Annotated in this window: 19 protein-coding genes; 14 read left to right on the top strand and 5 right to left on the bottom strand. The window is 71.1% G+C overall.

Annotated elements, in window-relative coordinates; all coding sequences use genetic code 11:
* Positions 1-68 precede the first annotated feature (68 nt).
* Genes RM1_RS03935 through dprA form a run of 3 tightly spaced genes read left to right on the top strand, consistent with a single transcriptional unit; the run spans position 69 to position 3,048 of the window.
* A complete protein-coding gene (locus RM1_RS03935; protein ID WP_072750179.1) occupies positions 69-425 on the top strand; it encodes a YraN family protein in 357 nt (118 codons plus the stop codon).
* Complete coding sequence (locus RM1_RS03930; RefSeq protein WP_072750092.1) at positions 425-1,933, top strand: YifB family Mg chelatase-like AAA ATPase; 1,509 nt, start codon at positions 425-427, stop codon at positions 1,931-1,933. The genes RM1_RS03935 and RM1_RS03930 overlap by 1 nt, the downstream gene beginning before the upstream one ends.
* Entirely contained in the window at positions 1,930-3,048 is a 1,119-nt protein-coding gene (gene dprA, locus RM1_RS03925; protein ID WP_072750091.1) for a DNA-processing protein DprA, read from the top strand. Before RM1_RS03930 ends, dprA begins: the two co-directional genes overlap by 4 nt.
* Before the next feature lie 7 nt (positions 3,049-3,055).
* Here the strand turns inward: dprA and RM1_RS03920 are convergent, their stop codons facing one another.
* Positions 3,056-3,691, bottom strand: coding sequence for a hypothetical protein (locus RM1_RS03920; protein ID WP_072750090.1), 636 nt, complete (start codon positions 3,689-3,691; stop codon positions 3,056-3,058).
* Between the two features lie 196 nt (positions 3,692-3,887).
* On the opposite strand from RM1_RS03920, the gene RM1_RS03915 reads away from it, so the two are divergent.
* Positions 3,888-4,673, top strand: a complete 786-nt coding sequence (locus RM1_RS03915) for a siderophore-interacting protein (protein WP_072750089.1) — start codon at positions 3,888-3,890, stop codon at positions 4,671-4,673.
* On the opposite strand, the gene RM1_RS03910 is transcribed toward RM1_RS03915, so the two are convergent.
* Together RM1_RS03910 and RM1_RS03905 are read right to left on the bottom strand one after the other, a co-directional pair.
* Positions 4,670-5,266 carry a hypothetical protein gene (locus tag RM1_RS03910; RefSeq protein WP_072750088.1) on the bottom strand — a complete coding sequence of 199 codons (597 nt, stop codon included), beginning with the start codon at positions 5,264-5,266 and terminating at the stop codon, positions 4,670-4,672. The genes RM1_RS03915 and RM1_RS03910 overlap by 4 nt on opposite strands.
* 54 nt (positions 5,267-5,320) lie before the next feature.
* Positions 5,321-6,526, bottom strand: coding sequence for a multidrug effflux MFS transporter (locus RM1_RS03905; RefSeq protein WP_083576517.1), 1,206 nt, complete (start codon positions 6,524-6,526; stop codon positions 5,321-5,323).
* Positions 6,527-6,610: 84 nt separating this feature from the next.
* Between RM1_RS03905 and RM1_RS03900 the strand changes: the two genes are divergently transcribed.
* Positions 6,611-7,561, top strand: a complete 951-nt coding sequence (locus RM1_RS03900) for a tyrosine recombinase XerC (RefSeq protein ID WP_051636853.1) — start codon at positions 6,611-6,613, stop codon at positions 7,559-7,561.
* A gap of 6 nt (positions 7,562-7,567) precedes the next feature.
* On the opposite strand, the gene RM1_RS03895 is transcribed toward RM1_RS03900, so the two are convergent.
* Positions 7,568-7,930, bottom strand: coding sequence for a cupin domain-containing protein (locus tag RM1_RS03895; protein ID WP_072750086.1), 363 nt, complete (start codon positions 7,928-7,930; stop codon positions 7,568-7,570).
* Between the two features lie 338 nt (positions 7,931-8,268).
* On the opposite strand from RM1_RS03895, the gene RM1_RS03890 reads away from it, so the two are divergent.
* Positions 8,269-9,270 carry a MinD/ParA family ATP-binding protein gene (locus tag RM1_RS03890; protein WP_072750178.1) on the top strand — a complete coding sequence of 334 codons (1,002 nt, stop codon included), beginning with the start codon at positions 8,269-8,271 and terminating at the stop codon, positions 9,268-9,270.
* Here the strand turns inward: RM1_RS03890 and RM1_RS03885 are convergent.
* Positions 9,267-9,764, bottom strand: a complete 498-nt coding sequence (locus RM1_RS03885; protein ID WP_072750085.1) for a M23 family metallopeptidase — start codon at positions 9,762-9,764, stop codon at positions 9,267-9,269. The two genes, RM1_RS03890 and RM1_RS03885, sit on opposite strands and share 4 nt — an antisense overlap.
* 274 nt (positions 9,765-10,038) lie before the next feature.
* On the opposite strand from RM1_RS03885, the gene rpsB reads away from it, so the two are divergent.
* From rpsB to RM1_RS03845, 8 genes are all read left to right on the top strand, one after another.
* Positions 10,039-10,896: a 30S ribosomal protein S2 gene (rpsB, locus tag RM1_RS03880; RefSeq protein WP_072750084.1), complete on the top strand. Its 858-nt coding sequence runs from the start codon at positions 10,039-10,041 to the stop codon at positions 10,894-10,896.
* Between the two features lie 89 nt (positions 10,897-10,985).
* Positions 10,986-11,810 (top strand): translation elongation factor Ts, encoded by an 825-nt coding sequence (gene tsf, locus RM1_RS03875; protein WP_027499311.1) that lies wholly within the window; start codon positions 10,986-10,988, stop codon positions 11,808-11,810.
* A gap of 204 nt (positions 11,811-12,014) precedes the next feature.
* Positions 12,015-12,758 carry a UMP kinase gene (pyrH, locus tag RM1_RS03870; protein WP_072750083.1) on the top strand — a complete coding sequence of 248 codons (744 nt, stop codon included), beginning with the start codon at positions 12,015-12,017 and terminating at the stop codon, positions 12,756-12,758.
* A gap of 37 nt (positions 12,759-12,795) precedes the next feature.
* The gene (frr, locus tag RM1_RS03865) at positions 12,796-13,353 is read left to right on the top strand and encodes a ribosome recycling factor (RefSeq protein ID WP_027499313.1); all 558 of its coding nucleotides are present in this window, start codon (positions 12,796-12,798) and stop codon (positions 13,351-13,353) included.
* On the top strand, positions 13,353-14,216 hold the full coding sequence (locus RM1_RS03860; RefSeq protein ID WP_051636854.1) for a phosphatidate cytidylyltransferase: 864 nt from the start codon (positions 13,353-13,355) through the stop codon (positions 14,214-14,216). Before frr ends, RM1_RS03860 begins: the two co-directional genes overlap by 1 nt.
* 16 nt (positions 14,217-14,232) lie before the next feature.
* Positions 14,233-14,937 (top strand): class I SAM-dependent methyltransferase, encoded by a 705-nt coding sequence (locus RM1_RS03855; RefSeq protein ID WP_072750082.1) that lies wholly within the window; start codon positions 14,233-14,235, stop codon positions 14,935-14,937.
* Between the two features lie 35 nt (positions 14,938-14,972).
* Positions 14,973-16,148, top strand: coding sequence for a glycoside hydrolase family 27 protein (locus tag RM1_RS03850; RefSeq protein ID WP_169922283.1), 1,176 nt, complete (start codon positions 14,973-14,975; stop codon positions 16,146-16,148).
* Between the two features lie 31 nt (positions 16,149-16,179).
* Positions 16,180-17,520, top strand: coding sequence for an MFS transporter (locus RM1_RS03845; RefSeq protein WP_169922282.1), 1,341 nt, complete (start codon positions 16,180-16,182; stop codon positions 17,518-17,520).
* The last annotated feature ends 3 nt before the right edge of the window (positions 17,521-17,523 follow it).

Below are 17,523 nucleotides of genomic sequence, written 5' to 3'. Positions count from 1 at the left end.
TCCACAGGCACCGCGAGATCGGCCGCCGATGCGCGTGCTGCGTCTCGGCCGCAGTGCATCGTCTGGTCATGGCACGAAACCTGGAGCTGGGGGCATTGGGTGAGGACATGGCCGCGGGGCACCTCACCAGGGCGGGCATGACGATCCTTGCGCGGAACTGGCGCTGCCGGTACGGCGAGCTGGACCTGATCGCCCGGGACGGGGAGGCGGTCGTCTTCGTCGAGGTGAAGACGCGGTCAGGTCGGGGCTACGGCACGCCCGCCGAGGCGGTGACGTTCGCGAAGCGGGGCCGGATCCGCCGGTTGGCGGGGTTGTGGCTGGCCGAGCAGCCGCATGGCTGGCGGCAGGTGCGATTCGACGTGGTCGCCGTCATCGTCGAGTCCGGCCGGGACCCGGTGCTCGAGCACCTGCGCGCGGTGTTCTGATGGCGCTCGGGCGGGCCTACGCGGTGGCGGTGCGCGGGGTCGAGGGGCAGTTGGTGGAGATCGAGGCGGACATCGGGCGCGGGCTGCCGGGGGTGCACCTGGTCGGGTTGCCCGACACCGCGCTGCAGGAATCGCGGGACCGGGTGCGGGCGGCGGTCACCAATTCGGGTGAGCGATGGCCGGATTCGCGGGTGATCCTTGCGCTCTCGCCCGCGACCCTGCCGAAGGGGGGCAGCGGCTTCGACCTCGCCCTGGCCTGCGCGGTTCTGGTCGCGGACGGACGGGTGCCGAGCGCGGATCTGGACAAGTCCGTGCTCCTGGGCGAGCTCGCGCTGGACGGGCGGCTGCGCGGGGTACGCGGCGTGCTGCCCGCGGTGCTGGCGGCGAAGGCCGCGGGCAGGCCCGCCGTGGTGGTGCCGTACCCGGCGCTGGCCGAGGCAGGCCTGGTGGACGGCATCGAGGTCCTGGGGGCACGCAACCTGCGTGAGGTGATCGAGTGGCTGCGCGGGGAGCTGATGCTGTCCGGCCCGGCCCCGGCGGAGGTGGTGTCCGGACGGACGACGGCCGACCTCAGCGACGTGGCGGGCCAGGGGGATGCGCGCCTGGCGCTGGAGGTGGCGGCCGCGGGCGCGCACCACCTGATGCTGACCGGTCCGCCCGGCATCGGGAAGACGATGCTGGCACAACGTCTTCCCGGGGTGCTGCCGCCGCTGAGCGAGCAGGAGGCGCTCGAGGTGACCGCGATCCACTCGGTGGCGGGGCTGCTCACCAGCGAGCGGCCGCTGATCACCGAACCGCCGTTCGTCGCCCCGCACCACACCTGTTCGATCAGCGCGCTGGTCGGCGGTGGGTCCGGGATGGCCAGGCCCGGCGCGGTGAGCCGGGCGCATCGGGGCGTGCTCTTCCTCGACGAGTGCGCCGAGCTGGGCGTCAAGGCGCTGGAGGCGCTGCGGACCCCGCTCGAGGACGGGGAGGTCCGGATCGCGCGGCGGGACGGGGTGGCCTGCTATCCGGCACGGTTCCAGCTGGTGCTGGCGGCGAACCCGTGCCCGTGCGCGCCGCCCCGCACGGAGGACTGCGTCTGCGCGCCGACCGCGCGCAGGCGCTACCTGGGGAAGCTGTCGGGCCCGCTGCTCGACCGGGTGGACCTGCGGGTGAGCATGCAGCCGCTCTCGGTCGGCGCGCTGAACGGGGAGGCGGCCGAGTCGACGGCGGAGGTGCGGGCGCGGGTGGCGGCGGCCAGGGCGACGGCGGTCGAGCGGTGGCGTGAGTTCGGTTGGCGTACCAACGCGGAGGTGCCGGGTCCGGCTCTGCGGCAACGGTTCCGAATCTCGCGTCAGGCGCTCCGTCCGTTGGAAGGCGCGCTGCGGGAGGGGCAGATCACCGCACGCGGCGCCGATCGTGCCCTCAGGGTCGCGTGGACGCTCGCGGATCTCGCGGGCCTGGCATTGCCAGGCGAGGACCAGGTGGGGTGCGCGCTGGGCTACCGGGATCGGCGGGGCGAATGAGTGCGCGGCGGGCGGCCTGGGCGTATCTGTCGCAGGTGGCGCAGGGCCCGTGTGCCCCGCTGGTGGAGCTGGTCGAGGCGGTCGGACCGGAGGAGGCGGCGCGGGCGGTGCGTGGGGCGGCGTTGCCGGAGGCGCTGAGCACCAGGACCCAGGCGCGCAGGCACATCGACTCCGCCGACCGCGACCTCGACATGATCGGGCGGCTCGGCGGCAGGCTGCTCACGCCCGACGATGAGGACTGGCCGGCGTGGCGGTTGCTGGCCTTCGACGGCCTCGACTCGCGGCGCGAGCGGGAGTCCGCGCCGCCGTTGGCGCTGTGGGTGCTGGGGGAGCGGCCGCTGACCGAGCTGACCGAGCGCGCGGTCGCGGTGGTCGGTACCCGGGCCGCCAGCGGCTACGGCGAGCACGTCACCGGGCAGTTCGTCGACGACCTCGCGGGCAGGGGCTGGACCGTCGTCTCGGGCGGCGCCTACGGCATCGACGGCGCCGCGCATCGCGCCGCCCTCGCCGCGGGTGGGGCGACGGTGGCGGTGCTGGCGTGTGGGGTGGACCGGGCCTATCCGGCCGGGCACGCGCGGCTGCTGCGGGAGATCGCCGGGGAGGGCGCGGTGGTCAGCGAATACGCTCCTGGCACGACCCCCGCCCGGCACCGCTTCCTGGCCCGTAACCGGCTGGTGGCGGCGCTCGCGGACGCTGTGCTGGTGGTGGAGGCCGGCGCCCGCAGCGGGGCGCGCAACACCGCCACGTGGGCGTCGCGGCTGGGCCGCCCGGTGCTGGCGGTGCCGGGACCGGTGACCTCGGCGTCCTCGGTGGGGTGCCACCGGATGATCAGGGAGGGCGAGGCGCTGCTCGCCTCGCGGTCAGCGGACGTCGTGGAGGTCGCCGGTCCCGTGGGAGTGGGCGGCGAGGACGGCGGGCCGGTGCGGCCGCTCGACGGGCTCTCCGCCAAGGCGGCGCTGGTGTACGAGGCGCTGCCCGCGTCGGGTTCGGTCGGGTTGCCCGAGCTCGCGGAGAGCTCGGGCGTGCCGGTCGAGTCGGTTCGGGGTGCGTTGCCGGTGCTGGAGTTGGCCGGGCTGGTCGGGTCCGACGGGACGGGGTGGTTCAGGCGGGGATGAGGCCCGCTCAGTTCTCGAACTGCGGGCAGATGTGTTGCCGTGCCGCGTCCAGGGCCCGAGTCTCCTCCTCCAGCGCTTGCTGCTCGGTTGCGGAGTCGCGACCCGCTGCCTTCGCGGCGTCGAGGGCGGACTGCCGGGCGCCGACCATGGACACTGTGAAGCCCGCCCAGTCGTCCCATGATCCGGTGGACACGGCGGCGGGCAGCATCTGCTCGTACGCATCGCAGTAGCCGTGGCCCGCGGAGATGATGGCGGCGCGTTCGGTGCGCGGGCTCAGCGTGACCGCGCCCGCGGTGATGTCGTCCCAGCGGCTGTCCGCGCAGACGGCGCCCGCGAACCCCGCGTCGCCATCCTCGGGCACGTTCTTGAAGACCGCGCTCTGCTCGACCCGCTCGACCTGGGCCGGGCGCGCAGCGGCGAACTGGTCCACCAGGTTCTGCTCGACGGAATCGGCGGTCCCGTCGCCCCTCGGCCGCAGCACGTCGACGAGCTCCTCCGCGGTGGCGTTGGGGAGCGTCGCGTCGACGCATGCCGCGCCGTCCGCCGAGGCGGGCTCGGAGGACGCGGCCGAGCAGCCGCCGAGCAGGACGGCGGTCAGCGGCAGCAGGGCGGTGAGTGAACGGATGCGGCGGATATGTGTCATTGCCCCTCGAGAAAAGACGCGGAAGTCGTTGGCGGCGGCGCTGGTTCACCTCGCCGCGGCGTGGACGGTCGATCGCATGCGACGAATCGGCCAGGCAGCAGTATCTCAGGCAAACGCCGAACGAGTGGGGAATCTCGCCATCCGGTCCGATGCGCCCGTACTGTGTTAGGTAACGCTAACAAGTGGAGGAGTCGGAATGGCCAGACGAATCACCACGCTCACGGTCTCGCGCATCGAGCGGCTGACCCCGCACCTGGTGCGCGTCTATCTCGGAGACCCCGGCTTCGAGGAGTTCGTCCCCAACGACTTCACCGATGCCTACGTCAAGCTGATCTTCGGGCCGGACGACGATCAGGTGCTGCGCACGTACACGGTGAGCTCCGTGGACGATGAGAATCGCGAGGTCGCCATCGATTTCGTCGTGCACGGCGACGAGGGGGTGGCCGCACCGTGGGCCGCCTCCGCCCAGCCGGGGGAGAGTGTGCGGCTGTACGGCCCCGGCGGGGCCTACGCCCCGCGCGCGGACGCGGACTGGCACCTGATCGCAGGCGACGAGTCCGCGATCCCCGCGGTCGCGGCGGCCGTCGCCGCGCTGCCCGCGGACGCGGTGGCGCGGGTGGTGCTCGAGGTCGCAGGCCCGGACGACGAGGTTCCCCTGCCCTCGGCCGCGCCGGTGGAGGTCACCTGGGTGCACCGCGGCGGCGGCGCCGACGAGGTGGGCGACGACCGGGCGGGCGACAACGCACCGCTGATCGACGCGGTCAAGGCCGTGCCGTGGTTGCCCGGTCAGCCACACGTGTTCATCCACGGCGAGGCGCATGCCGTCATGCACGGTCTGCGCGCCTACATCCGCAAGGAGCGCGGTGTCTCCGCCGAATGGGCGTCGATCTCCGGCTACTGGCGGCGCGGCCGCACCGAGGAGGGCTTCCGGGTCTGGAAGTCGGAGCTCGCGGCCGCCGAGAACCCCGAGCGCCCGCGCTAGCCGACGGCGACCGGCGCGCCGCGGCGAACCAGGCGAATCCCGGTGCCGCTGAGCACCATCGCGATGATCAGCCCCAGCGCGAGGCCGATGGTGGGGAAGGCGAGCCAGGTGGGCCCGAGGTCGATGTGCCATGGCAGCGATGCGGTGGTGGGATCGCCGGTCGGTGCGCGATCCAGCGAGAAGGGCTCGCCCAGCTTGGGTGGATGGATGCCGCCGACGAGCGCGACGATCGCCCCGTACACCAGGCCGCAGAACGCGAAGACGGCGTAGACCGGCCATCGTCCGCCGCCCCCACGGCGGACCAGCCGCCAGCCGGACAACCCCACCAGCGCACCGACGACGGCCAGCATCGTCGCGCCGACGGCCGGGAAGATCAGCAGCGCCGGGAGCCACGGCGGGCCGGGGAAGTACATGAACCCGTAGTAGATCGTCCTGACGCCGAGGCGGCCGTTCGGCTCGGTGGGTGAGTAGTCGGCGTACGGGGTCGCGTGGCGCCACCCCGCCGCGCCGAGCACCCCCGCGGCCAGCCCGAACACGGCCAGCGCGAGGACCACTGCGGCGAACCCGCTGCCCCTCTCTTTGCGGTTGCTCACCGGATCATCATCGCGGACACCGGGTCCCAGACGGTGTAGTCGACGCCGGGCGCGTCACATCGGCGTGCCGGACTGGACCGGGGCCGCCACCACGTCGGCGCCGGTGGCCGCCGGCTTCGCGGGACTGCCGAGGGTGAGCAGCGCCGTCATCGCCGCGACCGCGCACACCACGATGCCGATCGACATCACGACCGCGGACCCGCCCACCAGCGGCGAGATCAGCGCCGCGAGGCCGAACTGACCCGCGCCCATCAGCGCCGAGCCGGTGCCCGCGGCGGCGGTCACCTCAGACTGCCCGAGCGCGGTGGCGTTGCCCATGATGAACCCGAGACTGGTCGTCACCAGGAACAGCAGGGGCAGCACGACCGGGGTCGCGGCGCCGCCGACGGTCACCTCGAGCAGCAGCAGGGTGCCTGCGGTGAGCAGCATCGACACCCCGAACCTCAGCAGCGAACGCGCATGGAATCGTCCGATCAGCCTGGTGTTGACGATGCTGCCCGCGACGATGCCGATCGAGTTGACGCCGAACACGATCGAGAACTGGCCGGGGGTCAGGCCGAGCACGTCCTGCACCACGAACGGCGAGGCGGAGATGTAGGAGAAGAGCGCTCCGAATCCGAATATGAAGGTCAGCGCGTACCCGACGTAGCGACGGTTGCCCGTCACGTACCGCATGTTGCGGGCGAGCGCCGAGAGTCCGCCGCCGTGCCTGCGCTCGACGGGCAGCGTCTCGGGCACCACCGTCAGGACGCCGACGAGCATCACAACGGAGGCGGCGGCGAGCACCCAGAAGATGCCCCGCCAGCCGATCGGTCCGAGCAGCGCGCCGCCCATCAGCGGGGCCAGCACGGGGGCGACGCCGCCGATGATCATCATGATGCTGAAGAGCTTTGCGGCGTTGTCGCCCCTGGCTCGGTCGGCGATCACCGCGCGCGCCAACACGATTCCCGCGCCGCCGCTGAGGCCCTGCAGCAGTCGGGCGCCGATGAGCACCTCAGCCGACGGCGCGAGCGCGCAGGCCACGCCGCTGATCGCGCAGACGATGGTGCCGCCGATGAGCAGCCTCCGCCGCCCCCATCCGTCGGAGAGCGGGCCGATGATCAGCTGGCCGATGCCGAGTCCCGCCATGAAGGTGGTCAGGGTGAGCTGGACCGTCGAGGCCGAGGTGCCGAGGTCCTCGCCGAGGGCGGGCAGCCCCGGCAGGTACATGTCCGTCGCGAGCGGCGCGATCGCGGACAGCAGGGCGAGGGTCAACAGCATCGGGATCGGAATGGTTCGGCTCACATGGGTGACCCAGCGGCGCGGGTGCTTGATTTATTCCCGTCGGGGGGAGACGGTGCGAACATGAGTTCGCATGCGAAGCGGCAGGAACCGGGCGAGGTGCCCGCGCGGTTGGCGGCGCACCTCGACGCCTACGCCGAGTATCTGTCGCTCGAGCGGGGCCGGTCCGAGCACACCGTCCGGGCCTACCTGGCCGACGCCCGGTCACTGCTCGCACACCTCGCCGCCGCGTCGCCGGACGCGGACCTCGAGGACATCGACCTGCGGGCGCTGCGGTCCTGGCTGTCCGCGCAGGCGTCGGCGGGGGTCGCGCGCACCACCCTTGCTCGTCGGACCGCGGCCGCCCGCACGTTCACCGCCTGGCTGACCCGCACCCGCCGGATCCCGCGCGATCCCGGCGTCCGCCTCGTCGCGCCCAAGGCGCACCGCACCCTGCCAGCGGTGTTGCGCCAGGGCCAGGCGGCAGAGGCCATGCAGGCAGCGGAATCCGGTGCGGCGCAGCTCGAACCGATCGCCGTGCGGGACCGGCTGATCGTGGAGTTGCTGTACGCCAGCGGAATCCGGGTCGGGGAGCTCTGCGGCCTCGACCTCGACGACGTGGACCTCGAACGCCGGGTGCTGCGGGTGCTGGGCAAGGGAAACAAGCAGCGCTCGGTGCCGTTCGGGGCACCGGCGGCCGCCGCCGTCGACGCCTGGCTGACGTCGGGGCGCCCCGCGCTGGTGAACGAGCGCTCCGGCCGGGCGCTGCTGCTCGGCCGTCGCGGCGGCCGGATCGATCAGCGGCAGGCGAGGAGCGTCGTGCACGAGGTCCTCGAGGCGGTGCCCGGCGCGCCGAGTCTCGGCCCGCACGGGCTGCGGCACTCGGCGGCGACCCACCTGCTCGAGGGCGGCGCCGACCTCCGGGTGGTGCAGGAGCTGTTGGGTCACAGCAGCCTGGCCACCACACAGCTCTATACCCACGTGTCGGTGGCGCGGCTGCGCGCGGTGCACGACCAGGCGCACCCGCGGGCCTGACGGCCGTTAGCGCTTCGCGTAGTCCGCGAAGCCCTGCCAGTCGATCAGGACGCAGGCCTCGTCGCCGACCACCCACGCGTCGTGCCCGGGCGGGGTGATCATGAGGTCGCCGGGACCGAACTCCAGCCGTTCGCCGTCATCCATCACCACGACCATGCGTCCCGAGAGGCAGTAACCAATGTGGGCCGCCTGGCAGCTGTCGGTTTTCGCGATCGGCTTGACGTGGTCGGACCACTTCCAGCCGGGTTCGAATACTCCGCGGCCGACCGAACCTGCGCCGAGGTCGACCACATCGACCCTGCCTTTGCCGTCCTCGAAAGGTCGGGTCTCCTCGGGGGAATCGAAGCTCTTGCGAACCAATCCGGACATGGCTGCCTCCTGTGGTTGCCTGACACCGATGCTTCTCCCGGCCGGGGGTGATGTCCAGGACCCACTTGATAGCCTCGCCCCGGAACCACTGCGGGTCGAACCCGTGGATCTGCCACACATTCGGGGGAATTGTGAACCGCGATCATTCGACGCCGGCCTGGCTGCAGGGGGCCGCCGCGCCCGCGGGGGAGCCGGTCTGGGCGGATCGGGATGCACCGGTCGCCGCCGTGCCCGCGTGGTCGCCCGCCGCGCCCGCCGCGCCCGCCGTCCCCGAGGAGCCGTGGACCGGGCCGGGCCACGCCGTCGAACCCGCGTGGGCGCCGCCCGAACCCGCCCCGATCGAGCCGACCTGGACCGAGCCGGTCCGCCCGCCTGCGCCGCCCCACCAGCCCACCAACAGGGACCTGGTGGCGGGGGCGCTGCTCAAGCGGCCGCGCCGGACCCCCGACGCGGGCTGGCGCGCGGCGGTGCACCGCCTCTCCGGCGGGGTCATCAACCCCGGGCAGTCCGGGGACGAGCTGCGTCTGCAGGCGCTGGTCGAGCGGATCAAGCAGCCGATTCGCGGCGACTACCGGATCGCCTTCCTCTCGCTCAAGGGCGGCGTCGGCAAGACCACGACCACGGTCGGGCTCGGCTCGACCTTCGCCTCGCTGCGCGGGGACCAGGTGATCGCGGTGGACGCGAACCCGGACATGGGCACCCTGGCGACGCGGGTTCCGCTGCAGACCGACTCCACGGTGCGCGACCTGCTCGCCGATGCGCCGAACCTGAAGCGCTACTCGGATGTGCGCAGGCACACCTCGCAGGCCGCGAGCCGGCTGGAGGTGCTGGCCAGCGAGCAGGACCCGGCCATGTCGGAGGCGTTCAGCGAGGCCGACTACCGGTCGGTCATCGACATCCTGCAGGTGTACTACAACATCATCCTCACCGACTGTGGCACCGGGATCATGCACTCCGCGATGAACGGCGTTCTGCAGCTTGCCAATTCGCTCGTGCTGGTGAGCTCGCCCGCGATCGACGGGGCCCGCAGCGCCGCGGCAACCCTGGACTGGCTGCAGCACCACGGCTACGGGCACCTGGTCGAACGGACGGTCGTGGTGATCAGTTCCGCCAGGCCGGGCGCGACGACGATCGACCTCGACGAGCTGAGCAGGCATTTCCTCGCCCGGTGCCGCGCCGTGCAGGTGGTGCCCTTCGACGAGCACCTCGCGGAGGGCGCCGAGATCGACCTGGACCTGCTCCGGCCCGCCACCCGCAGGGCCTTCGTCGAACTCGCCGCGATGGTCGCCGACGACTTCCCGGCCTCCGCTGGCAGGCACGCCGTGGCCGAGTGGAGCTAGGGGCCCGCGACGTCCGCGCGCAGCGGCTTGAGCCGAACCGTCGCCGCCCGCACCAGGCCGAGCGGGTCGAGATACTCCCGGCCGCGCCGCAGCCCCCAGTGCAGGCACGTCCCGCACCCGGGATGTCCCGGCTCCAGGGTGCCGAGCGGTGTCCCGCGCCCCACCCGGGCGCCGACGCCGACCGCCGCAAGGACCGGCTCATAGGTGGTCCGCAGGCCACCGGGATGATCGACCGAGACCACCGGCTTGCCCGCAACCACGCCCGCGAACGCCACCATCCCCTCGCCTGCGGAGAGCACCGCCTGGCCGCGCGCGCCGACCAGGTCGACGCCGCGGTGTCCGGGCAGCCAGTCGTGTTCGGGTGGGTCGAAGGCCCGCGCCAGCGCGGGGCGGGGGCGAAGCGGCCAGGAGTAGCCGTCGGGCGCGGCGGCCACCGGCGACGGACCGCCGAACAGCACCACGGCGCACAATCCGAGAACGGTCAGGATCCGCATCCGTCCACCCTGGGCCACGCCGTGGCGCACCTGGGGCGTCGCAGGACGATCTGTGGATGGCCGATCGGCTGTCCACAGCGCCGGTTATGACCTGCTGGGGCCAGCCCGTACACTGTCCATGCGGTCTGTGCTCGCACAGTCCGACTTCGCGCGCCCGCGCATGAACAACGGCCTCCGGCTGGTCCTGCACCCGTGCAGGTCCGGAGGCTGGTGGGCGCCAGGGCAGGGATCACCGATCGCCTGCGTCAACCGGCTATGAAAGAGGTACACAGCCATGGCTGTCGTAACCATGAAGCAGATGCTCGACAGTGGTACCCACTTCGGGCACCAGACCCGTCGCTGGAACCCGAAGATGAAGCGTTTCATCCTCACGGACCGCAACGGCATCTACATCATCGACCTGCAGCAGACCCTCACGTACATCGACAAGGCGTACGAGTTCGTCAAGGAGACCGTTGCCCACGGCGGCACCGTGCTCTTCGTCGGCACCAAGAAGCAGGCGCAGGAGTCCATCGCCGAAGAGGCGACCCGCGTTGGCATGCCCTACGTGAACCAGCGCTGGCTCGGCGGCATGCTGACCAACTTCTCCACCGTCCACAAGCGTCTGCTGCGCCTCAAGGATCTCGAGGCGATGGAGCAGACCGGTGGCTTCGAGGGTCGCACCAAGAAGGAAATCCTCATGCTCACGCGTGAGATGACCAAGCTCGACCGCACCCTCGGTGGCATCCGGGACATGGCCAAGGTCCCGTCGGCCATCTGGGTCGTCGACACCAACAAGGAGCACCTCGCGGTCTCTGAGGCCCGCAAGCTGAACATCCCGGTCATCGCGATCCTGGACACCAACTGCGATCCCGACCTGGTCGACTACCCGATCCCGGGTAACGACGACGCGATCCGCTCCGCCGCTCTGCTGACCAAGGTCGTCGCCTCCGCGGTGGCCGAGGGCCTGCAGGCCCGCGCAGGCCGCGGTTCCGCGGACGACGCGAAGCCCGAGGCCGGCGCCGAGCCGCTCGCCGAGTGGGAGCAGGAGCTGCTCTCGCAGGCCGCCCCCGCCGCCGAGGCGGAGGCAGCAGCCGAGGCTCCCGCCGCCGAGGCGACCGAGGCTCCCGCAGCCGAGGCCCCGCAGGCCTAGTGACTCGGCCCTGACCTTCCAAGGTCAGGGCCGCTTCACTTCACGCTCCACCCCAGGCATCGAATCTCACTCAAGGAGGCTCGCCCCCAATGGCGAACTACACCGCCGCTGACGTGAAGCGGCTCCGCGAGCTCACCGGCTCCGGAATGATGGATTGCAAGAACGCGCTTGCAGAGACGGACGGCGACTTCGACAAGGCCGTCGAGCTGCTCCGCATCAAGGGTGCCAAGGACGTGGGCAAGCGCGCCGAGCGCACCACGGCCGAGGGCCTGGTCGTCGCCAAGGACGGCGTCATGGTCGAGCTCAACTGCGAGACCGACTTCGTCGCCAAGAACGCCGAGTTCCAGGAGCTCGCGGACAAGGTCGTCACCGCGGCCGCCGCGGCCAAGGCTGCTGACCTCGACGCGCTGAAGGCCGCCTCCGCGGGCGACCAGACCGCCGACGAGCTCGTGGCGGCGCTGTCCGCGAAGATCGGCGAGAAGCTCGAGCTGCGTCGCGTCGTCGCGTTCGACGGCCCGGTCGCGACCTACCTGCACAAGCGCAGTGCCGACCTGCCGCCCGCCGTTGGCGTGCTGGTCGAGTACCAGGGCGAGGGTGACGGAGCAGCGGAGGCCGCTCGCGCCGCCGCCATGCAGGTCGCCGCGCTCAAGGCGAAGTACGTGACCCGTGACGAGGTCCCCGCGGAGATCGTCGAGGCCGAGCGTCGCGTCGCCGAGGAGACCGCCAAGGAGGAGGGCAAGCCCGAGGCTGCACTCCCCAAGATCGTCGAGGGCCGTGTCAACGGCTTCTTCAAGGACGTCGTGCTCACCGAGCAGTCCTCCGTCACCGACTCGAAGAAGACCGTCAAGGCGCTTCTCGACGAGGCAGGCGTGACCATCACCCGCTTCGCGCGGTTCGAGGTCGGCGCCAGCTAGACGGCACCAGCTCCACCGAAAGGCCCCGCCCCGGTTTCCGGGTGCGGGGCCTTTCTGCGTGTGCGGCGCGCGTCGACGGCCCCGGGCGCCGTTCCCGGGGGCGGATAAGGCAGGATGGAGTGGTCATCTGTGGCCAGAACACCGGGTGGCCTATTCATGCTGGCCGCACACCGCCCACGGCGGCACCGACGATCGAGGAGAGCCATGACCGAACCCGCACCGACCGATTCCGCACCCCGACGGGACGGCTTCAAGCGCGTCCTCCTCAAGCTCGGTGGCGAGATGTTCGGTGGTGGCGAGGTCGGCCTTGACCCCGACGTGGTGCAGACGGTGGCGGAGCAGATCGCCGAGGTCGTCAACTCCGGCGTGCAGGTCGCGGTCGTCATCGGCGGCGGCAACTTCTTCCGCGGCGCCGAGCTGCAGCAGCGCGGCATGGACCGGTCCAGGTCCGACTACATGGGCATGCTCGGCACCGTGATGAACTGCCTTGCGCTGCAGGACTTCCTCGAGAAGCAGGGCGTCGCCACCCGCGTGCAGACCGCCATCACCATGGGGCAGGTCGCCGAGCCGTACCTGCCGCTGCGCGCCGTCCGTCACCTCGAGAAGGGCCGGGTCGTCATCTTCGGCGCAGGCATGGGCATGCCCTACTTCTCCACCGACACGACCGCCGCGCAGCGCGCCCTCGAGATCGGCGCCGAGGTGGTGCTGATGGCCAAGGCCGTCGATGGCGTCTACAGCGCCGATCCGCGAGTGGACCCGACCGCGACCATGTACACCGAGATCAGCCACCGCGAGGTCATCGAACAGGGCCTCCAGGTTGCCGACGCCACCGCATTCAGCCTCTGCATGGACAACCAGATGCCGATGATGGTGTTCAACCTGCTCACCGAGGGGAACATCGCACGCGCGGTGGCCGGTGAGAAGATCGGAACACTCGTCAAGTCATGAACCATCCCACCGCACCCGCCGAGCCTGGAGGAACACCGTGATTGATGAAGCTCTCTTCGACGCCGAGGAGAAGATGGAGAAGGCCGTCGCGGTGGCCAAGGAGGACCTCGGCGGAATCCGCACCGGGCGCGCGAACCCGGGCATGTTCAACCGGATCCATATCGAGTACTACGGCTCGATCACCCCGATCACGCAGCTGGCGAGCATCAACGTGCCCGAGGCGCGCATGGTGATCATCAAGCCGTACGAGGCCGCGCAGCTGGGGCCGATCGAGACCGCGATCCGCAACTCGGACCTGGGCCTGAACCCCAGCAACGACGGCAGCATCATCCGCATCTCGGTGCCGCAGCTGACCGAGGAGCGGCGCCGCGAGTTCGTCAAGCAGGCCAAGGGCAAGGGCGAGGACGCCAAGGTCTCCATCCGCAACGTCCGCCGCAAGGCGATGGACGAGCTCTCGCGCATCCAGAAGGACGGCGACGCGGGCGAGGACGAGGTCGGGCGCGCAGAGAAGGAACTCGACAAGACCACCGCCAAGTACGTGGCGCACATCGACGAACTTGTGAAGCACAAGGAAGCTGAATTGCTGGAGGTTTAGTGTCAACCGAAGGCTCGGCGCCCCAGGGCGCCGCCGCGGCCGTGAACGCCAAGGCAGGCCGGGACCTGCCTGCGGCGATCGCGGTCGGTGTCGGGCTCGGGGCGATGCTCGTCGTCGCGCTGCTCTACTTCCCGAACCTGTTCTTCGCCATCGTGGCGGCCGCCATGGCCGTCGCGACGTGGGAGGTCACCAAGCGATTGCGCGAGGGCGGGATCGCGGTCCCGTTCATCCCGCTGCTGCTCGGTGGGCAGGCGACGATCTGGCTGGGCTGGCCGTACGGCACCACCGGCGTGCTCGGCGGGTTCGCGGGCACGGTGCTCGCGTGCATGCTGTGGCGCCTGCTGCAGGGCGGGCTGAAGGCCACCCCGCAGAACTTCCTCCGCGACACCGGGGTCGCGGTCTTCGTCGCCGCGTGGATCCCGCTGCTGGCCTCGTTCGCGACGCTGATGGTGCGCCAGGATGACGGTCCTGGACGGATCTTCTGCCTGATCATCGGGGTGGTGTGCTCCGACGTCGGTGGCTATGCCGCCGGCGTGCTGTTCGGCAAGCACCCGATGGTCCCGGCGATCAGCCCGAAGAAGTCCTGGGAGGGCTTCGCGGGTTCGCTGGTCTTCTGCGTGATCGGCTCGGTCCTCACCGTCACCCTCATCCTCGATGCCGACGCGCTGGTCGGCGTCGTGCTCGGCGTCGTGCTGGTCCTGGTGGCCACCACCGGCGACCTGATCGAGTCGCAGGTCAAGCGAGAGCTCGGAATCAAGGACATGGGCACCCTGCTGCCCGGACACGGCGGGATCATGGACCGGCTGGACTCGCTGCTGCCGTCCGCGTTCGTCACGTGGCTGGTGTTCACCGCGCTGTTGTGACCGTGCGAGCGCAGTCGTGACGGCACCGATCCCGAGCCCCAACATCTGGCACTGGCCGGACGTCTACGAGGTGGAGAACCGCGCCCAGGACGCGGACGGCGCCGTGTTCGCCGAGTTGCGGCGGGTCGCCGACTGGGCCGGGCGCGACGTGCTGGACCTCGGCTGCGGCGCCGGGTTCCACCTGCCGGTGTTCGCGGCGCTGGCCCGGTCGGTGGTCGGCGTCGAACCGCACCCGCCGCTGGTCGACCGGGCGCGGAACCGGACGGCGGGAGACGATGCCGTCACGGTGCTCGCCGGCTCCGCCGAGCGGATCCCACTGCCCGATGCCTCCGTTGACCTCGTGCACGCGCGGACCGCGTACTTCTTCGGGCCGGGCTGCGGGCCCGGTATCACCGAGTCCATGCGGGTGCTGCGGCCAGGGGGAGTGCTCGCGGTGGTGGATCTGGACGCCACGGTCGGCCCGTACGGCGAGTGGATGCGCGCGGACCTGCCGCACTACGACCCGGCCGGGGTCGAGTCGTTCTTCGCCGCACAGGGATTCGAGCTCTCGAGGGTCAGGACACGGTGGGAGTTCGACAGCAGGGCGGCCCTGCGCGCCGTGCTCGGGATCGAGTTCAGCGGCAAGGTCGCGCAGCGCGCCTACGGGCAGACCCCGGGGCTGGCGCTCGAGGTCGGGTACCGGATCCACATCAGGCGCGCGCCGGTCGGCCTTATCCTCTGAGGATGCCGAAGTTCCGCAGCGCCAAGGAGCTTGACGTGAGTGCTGCTAACCGGGACTGCGGGAGGTCGGCGCCGCGCAAGGACCCCGCCCTCGCGCCCACTCCACCGATGGGCTGGAACAGCTGGAACCGATTCCGCTGCTATGACCTGACCGAGGAGGTGGTGCTGGCGACCGCGGACGCCATGGTCGATAGCGGGATGCGTGACGCGGGGTACCGGTACCTGGTGGTCGACGACTGCTGGCAGGCCTTCGCCCGCGGGGACGATGGCCGACTCCGCTCGCACCCCAGACGGTTCCCGAGCGGGATGGCCGCCCTCGGTGAGGAGATCCACGCCCGCGGACTGAAGTTCGGCCTCTATCTGGCGCCCGGGCGTAGGACGTGCGCGATGATCTACGACCGCTACCCGGCCCGCGACATCGGATCTTTCGGATACGAGGACCTCGATGCGGAGACCCTCGCAGGATGGGGCGTCGACTACCTCAAATACGACTGGTGCCGGGCCGGTGGCGGCGGCACCGGACTCGACCACCGGGGAGCCTTCGAACGGATGGCCGCTGCCCTCGCGGACACCGGGAGGCCAATCGTCTACAGCATCTCCGAATATGGCATGACCAGGCCGTGGGAGTGGGCGGGAGAGTACGGGCACCTATGGCGCACCACTCCGGACATCGGTGCGAGCTGGCGCTCGGTGCTGCGGCTCGCCGACCGCCAGCACGGCCTGGCCCGGTACGCCGGTCCCGGCGGCTGGAACGACCCCGACATGCTCGAGGTGGGTAACCACGGACTCGGCGAGGTGGAGTCGCGCAGCCACTTCATGCTGTGGGCGATGCTGGCGGCGCCGCTGTTCGCGGGGAACGACCTGCGCACCATGTCCGAGCAGACGCGCGAGCTGCTCACTCACGCAGGCGTGCTGGCGATCTCCCAGGACGCGCTCGGCCGACAGGGGGAGCGGGTCGCCCGGTTCGGGCGCGTCGAGGTGTGGCGCCGTCAGCTGAGCGGTGCGGTGGTCTACGGGGTGCTGAACCGGGGTCGACGCGCAATCTCGGTCCGGGTCCGCGATGACGCGCTGGTCCTGTCGGACGGAACGGTGTTGTGCCCGCTCACCGCCGAATCCGTTGACGTCTGGACCGGCGAATCGGTGCAAGACCGAAAAGACCTGTGGTCGCTACGTCCTCGTGAGATGGTGCTTCTTCGTTCCCCGGCCAGTTGACGTGGGAATGCCGCCGCCCGAAGGGATCCCGATGACTGCTCCACTCTCCGCGTCCGCCGCGACCACCGCGCCGGAACCGACAGTGGGGCCGACCACACGTGCCTCACGCGGGTGGATCGCGATGTTCACCCTCGCCTACGTCGGCATCAACATCGCGTGGTCGGGGCCGGCGCAGGTGCTGATGTCGCCGCAGGTGGAGCGCATGACGGAGGGTGCGCCGTGGTTCTTTTCGGCCACCAGCAAGGAGACCAACCTCGCCGTCATCGGCTTCATCGCGGGTATCTTCGCGCTCCTGTCGACGCCATTGTGGGGCGCCCTGTCCGATTGCACGGTCTCTCGGTGGGGCCGTCGCACCCCGTGGATCGCGGGGGGAACGGTGGTGGTGGCGGCCGGGCTGGTCGCCATGGGGTTCGCGCAGACGCTGCCGGCGGTGTTGCTGAGCTGGGTCGCGGTGCAGGCGGTGATCAACGCGGTCATCACGCCGGTGTCGGCCTCGGTTGCCGACCATGTGCCGGTCGCCCAGCGCGGCGTGGTCTCCGGGTGGTACGGGTTCGCGTACACCCTCGCCGTCGTCGTCGGTACCGCACTCGGCACCGCCGCGACCGCGATCTGGGCGGGTCCGCTGGGCATCACCGTGGGATACCTGCTATGCGCGGCCGCCTGCGTCCTGGCGATCGTGCCGTTCGTCTTTTCACGGTGGGAACCACCGCTCGCCCCGGTCGAGAAGCCGCCGTTCCGGCTCGCCGAGTTGCTCGCGTGCTACTGGGTGGACGTGCGCCGGTACCCGGACTTCGGCTGGGCCTGGCTGACCCGGTTCCTCGCCACCATGAGCAGCGCGACGGGGCTGTTCTACCTGTTCTACTACCTGCAAGACGAGGTGGGACTCACGCGTGACGACGCCGCGACCGGTGGCGGGCTCCGGGTCAGCGACGGGGTCCTGATCCTCACCGTCGTCTACGCCGTGTCGGTCCTCGTCACGGTGGTGGTCGCCGGTGCCGTGTCGGACCGCGTCGGGCGTCGCAGGCCGTTCGTGGCGGCGTCGGCGATCTTCATGTCGGTGGCGACCCTGCTGCTGGCCTTCGTCCCGACCTTCCCGGTGACCGTGCTCGCGGCCGTCATCCTCGGGCTGGGGACCGGGGTGTTCACCGCCGTCGACTTCGCGCTGGTGACCGAGGTGCTGCCGGAGGCCGAGAGTAACGGCAAGGACATCGGCATCATCAACCTCGCGATCGCGTTACCGAACGTGCTCGCGCCGGTGGTCGCGGCGGTGATGGTGAACTCCCTCGGCGGCTACACCGGGCTCTACGTGCTCGCCGGCGCGTTGTCGGTGCTCGCCGGGGTGCTCGTCTACCGGATCAAGGGCGTCGCCTGAGTT

The sequence above is a fragment of the Rhodococcus maanshanensis NBRC 100610 genome, assembly GCF_001894865.1.
Taxonomy (GTDB): Bacteria; Actinomycetota; Actinomycetes; order Mycobacteriales; family Mycobacteriaceae; genus Rhodococcus_G; species Rhodococcus_G maanshanensis.
This window is presented reverse-complemented; position numbering and strand designations above follow the sequence as displayed.

What these genes read in the sequence shown, in the direction of transcription:
- RM1_RS03935 (WP_072750179.1), top strand. Translation starts at nt 69, where the DNA reads ATGGCACGAAACCTGGAGCTGGGGGCATTGGGTGAGGACATGGCCGCG.
- RM1_RS03930 (WP_072750092.1), top strand. Translation starts at nt 425, where the DNA reads ATGGCGCTCGGGCGGGCCTACGCGGTGGCGGTGCGCGGGGTCGAGGGG.
- dprA (WP_072750091.1), top strand. Translation starts at nt 1,930, where the DNA reads ATGAGTGCGCGGCGGGCGGCCTGGGCGTATCTGTCGCAGGTGGCGCAG.
- RM1_RS03920 (WP_072750090.1), bottom strand. Translation starts at nt 3,691, where the DNA reads ATGACACATATCCGCCGCATCCGTTCACTCACCGCCCTGCTGCCGCTG.
- RM1_RS03915 (WP_072750089.1), top strand. Translation starts at nt 3,888, where the DNA reads ATGGCCAGACGAATCACCACGCTCACGGTCTCGCGCATCGAGCGGCTG.
- RM1_RS03905 (WP_083576517.1), bottom strand. Translation starts at nt 6,526, where the DNA reads ATGCTGTTGACCCTCGCCCTGCTGTCCGCGATCGCGCCGCTCGCGACG.
- RM1_RS03900 (WP_051636853.1), top strand. Translation starts at nt 6,611, where the DNA reads ATGAGTTCGCATGCGAAGCGGCAGGAACCGGGCGAGGTGCCCGCGCGG.
- RM1_RS03895 (WP_072750086.1), bottom strand. Translation starts at nt 7,930, where the DNA reads ATGTCCGGATTGGTTCGCAAGAGCTTCGATTCCCCCGAGGAGACCCGA.
- RM1_RS03885 (WP_072750085.1), bottom strand. Translation starts at nt 9,764, where the DNA reads ATGCGGATCCTGACCGTTCTCGGATTGTGCGCCGTGGTGCTGTTCGGC.
- rpsB (WP_072750084.1), top strand. Translation starts at nt 10,039, where the DNA reads ATGGCTGTCGTAACCATGAAGCAGATGCTCGACAGTGGTACCCACTTC.
- tsf (WP_027499311.1), top strand. Translation starts at nt 10,986, where the DNA reads ATGGCGAACTACACCGCCGCTGACGTGAAGCGGCTCCGCGAGCTCACC.
- pyrH (WP_072750083.1), top strand. Translation starts at nt 12,015, where the DNA reads ATGACCGAACCCGCACCGACCGATTCCGCACCCCGACGGGACGGCTTC.
- RM1_RS03845 (WP_169922282.1), top strand. Translation starts at nt 16,180, where the DNA reads ATGACTGCTCCACTCTCCGCGTCCGCCGCGACCACCGCGCCGGAACCG.